This window comes from Burkholderia sp. E168m23 (assembly GCF_016586125.1).
GTDB classification, from domain to species: Bacteria; Pseudomonadota; Gammaproteobacteria; order Burkholderiales; family Burkholderiaceae; genus Burkholderia; species Burkholderia orbicola.
This window is the reverse complement of record NZ_BCPP01001183.1, coordinates 1-1,819: the sequence shown is the minus strand read 5'-3', so window position 1 is coordinate 1,819 and position 1,819 is coordinate 1. Positions and strand designations below refer to the sequence as shown.

At 69.7% G+C, this 1,819-nt stretch carries 2 protein-coding genes and 1 pseudogene; 1 reads left to right on the top strand and 2 read right to left on the bottom strand.

Annotation, left to right across the window (positions count from 1 at the left end):
- Positions 1 to 362 (top strand): annotated as a pseudogene (locus JMF90_RS35460) (response regulator transcription factor); the annotation flags it as partial.
- A 141-nt stretch (positions 363 to 503) separates the two neighbouring features.
- Here the strand turns inward: JMF90_RS35460 and JMF90_RS35455 are convergent.
- Together JMF90_RS35455 and JMF90_RS35450 are read right to left on the bottom strand one after the other, a co-directional pair.
- Positions 504 to 1,247, bottom strand: a complete 744-nt coding sequence (locus JMF90_RS35455) for an SDR family NAD(P)-dependent oxidoreductase (RefSeq protein ID WP_027812267.1) — start codon at positions 1,245 to 1,247, stop codon at positions 504 to 506.
- Between the two features lie 59 nt (positions 1,248 to 1,306).
- Positions 1,307 to 1,819: amidase family protein (locus JMF90_RS35450; protein WP_236598111.1), on the bottom strand; the 513-nt coding region annotated here is incomplete at its 5' end.

Here is a 1,819-nt window from a genome sequence, read left to right as displayed (position 1 = left end):
GTCGGTGCGCGCGCTGCAGAACGGCGCGATCGTATTTCGTCGAGAAGCCGTACAACTCGCAGCAGATGCTCGAGCGCGTGCAGCGTGCGCTGCGGCTCGCGCAGCAGCGGCATGCGGTGAGCCAGCGCCACCGCGAGCTGCGCCAGCGGCTCGATGCGCTGACCGCGCGCGAGAAGGAAGTGCTGCGCGGCGTCGTGGACGGCAAGGGCAGCAAGCAGATCGCGTCCGATCTGTCGATCAGCGTGAAGACCGTCGACGTGCATCGCGCGAGCATCAAGGAGAAGCTCGGCGCGACGTCGATCGCCGCGCTGGTGCGCGACGTGATGGTCGTGTGGGGCGACGACGGAGAGTCGTCGCGCTAGCGGTCGGGGCTGCTTGCGGACGGGCTTGCGCAGGCACGCCACGGCACACGAAGCACGTGAAGCAGGCGAGGCACGCGCCACGCGTGCCCTATACGCCACACGTATTGCGCACGGCACCACACGCCCGATGCGTGCCGCCGTTCAACGCATGTATAGCCCGCCATTGATGTCCCAGCACGCACCGTTCGCGAAATGCGCGTCGCCCGACGCGAGCAGCACGGCCGCATCGGCGACGAAGCCGGCCGATCCGAGCTTGCCGCCCGGCAGGCTCGCGAGCACCTGACGCAGTTTTTCGGGCGCGACGCTTTCGTACACGATCGGCAGATCGAGCGGGCCCGGCGAGATCGCGTTGACGGTCACGCCCTGCGCGGCGAGATCGCGCGCGAACACCTTGGTCAGCGTCAGCGTGCCGCCTTTCGCGGCCGCGTAGTGCGCGCCCGTGGCCGAGCCGCCGTTCTGCCCGGCGAGCGACGCGATGTTGACGATGCGGCCCGCGCCGCGCTGCGCGAAGTACTGGCCGAACACCTGGCAGCCGAACAGCACGCTGCGCAGGTTTACGTCGATCACCTGGTCGAACTGCTCGGCCGTGATTTCCATCGCCGGCACCACCTTCGAGGCCCCCGCGTTGTTGACGAGCACGTCGATCGTGCCCCAGCGCGCGACGAGCGCATCGCGTGCCGCTTCGAAATCGCGTTTCGACGTGACGTCGAGCGGCAGCGCGAGCGCGCGTTCGCCGCTCGGGTCGAGGTCGCGCGCATGCGCGTGAATCGCGTCGGCGGCGATGTCGGCCAGCGCGACGCGATAGCCGGCCGCATGGAAGCGTTCGGCGATGACGGCGCCGAGCCCGCGCGCGGCGCCGGTGACGAGGACGACTCGATCTGACATGGTCTGGAATTCCGTGGTTCGCGGGCGCACGCCGGTGGCAGCGGCGCCCGCATCGTGGTTCATGCGGCGAGTGCCGCCTCGAAGTGTGCCGCGATCGCGCAGACCTGTTCGTCCGCGCCCTTGCGTCCGACGATCTGCAAGCCGGCCTTCAACGGCGAACCGGCGAGCGGCAACGGCAGGCTGAGCGCCGGATGACCGCTCAGGTTGAATGGCCGGATCAGCGACGACATCGCGATCACCGATACGCCGTCGCGTGCCTGCTGCAGCGTGATCGGCAACGCGGGCAGCGTCGGCAGCACCAGCACGTCCGCGTGTTCGAGCGCGGCATCGACCTGCGCGGTGAAGCGTGCGCGCACGGCTTCGGCTTCCTTCAATGCCGCAGGCGCGGTCGTTGCGGCCGCACGCAATCGCGCATCGAGGTCGGCGCCGAGCTTGCCGGTCGCGACCAGATGACCGAACGCGCGCGACGTTTCCGCGTTGATCACGGTGAGCCCCGCCGCGAACGCGGCCGGCATGGCGTCGAGCACGATCGTGTGCGAACGCAGCCCCGATGCGCGAACGGCCGCATCGAG